Annotated in this window: 2 protein-coding genes; both read left to right on the plus strand. The window is 28.3% G+C overall.

From position 1 onward, the window contains the following. Positions 1 to 12 precede the first annotated feature (12 nt). The gene (locus tag ACJDU8_RS25510; protein ID WP_406794994.1) at positions 13 to 111 is read left to right on the plus strand and encodes a winged helix-turn-helix domain-containing protein; all 99 of its coding nucleotides are present in this window, start codon (positions 13 to 15) and stop codon (positions 109 to 111) included. 17 nt (positions 112 to 128) lie between these two features. After that, positions 129 to 961: HAMP domain-containing protein (locus tag ACJDU8_RS25515; RefSeq protein ID WP_406794993.1), on the plus strand; the 833-nt coding region annotated here is incomplete at its 3' end.

Raw genomic sequence — 961 nt, forward strand, 5'->3', positions numbered from 1 at the left:
AGTATAGTTGATGTGTATATAAGCTATCTGAGAGTTAAGCTCAATGATGTATCTAATGAAAAATATATAACAACAGTGAGAGGTACTGGTTATATGATGAAAGAAATCTAATAAAAAGAAAGGGGTGTATGATCATTATACATAGGAGGCTGTCTATATCAAGAAAACTTACTATAATATACACCGCAATCCTTGTAAGTATTTTAATTTTATTTACTATTCTTACATTTTACTCTATAAGTAATTATATTTTAAAAGAAAATGAAACAACACTTGCTTCTAATGCTGATATTATTGCTAATTATATTAGCAGTACAGGTAAAGTAGATAAATCAGCCTTAAATGGCATTAATTTAGGCTCTGGAATTTCTTTTAGCGTATTTGACCAGAATAGAAATTTAATATATTCAAATGGAAAAGTAAAACCTATTAAAAAAGAGCATCAAGAACATGACAAAGGAAAAAATCATAAGAACAAAATTTTTAAACATAACAATGGACTAATTTATACTAATAGAATAGTTAATATAAAAGGTAATACTTATTATATACAAGTAACAAAAAGTTTTGAGGATATAGGTTCTAAAACAGATGCCCTTGTGGAAATACTAGTAATAACTATTGTTTTTGGTACTTTAATCAGTTTTTTCTCTGGATCGTTCTTAAGTAAGAGGCTATTAAAACCTATACAACAGATAACAATGGCAGCTAAAGAAATAACTTCAAAAAGTTTAGATAAGAGAATTTCCACCAATAGTGCTGATGATGAACTAAAGGATCTAGCAGATACTTTCAATTCAATGATTGAACGACTTGAAAAAGATTTTGAAAAACAAAGAAGATTTGTTTCCGATGCATCTCATGAATTACGTACTCCAATATCCATTATACATGGCCATGTAAATCTGCTAAATCGCTGGGGAAAAAATGATAAAATGCAGTTAAATCGTTCTCTTACCAC

Origin of the sequence: Candidatus Clostridium eludens (assembly GCF_045310515.1) — a bacterium.
Lineage (GTDB): Bacteria > Bacillota > Clostridia > Clostridiales > Clostridiaceae > Clostridium_B > Clostridium_B eludens.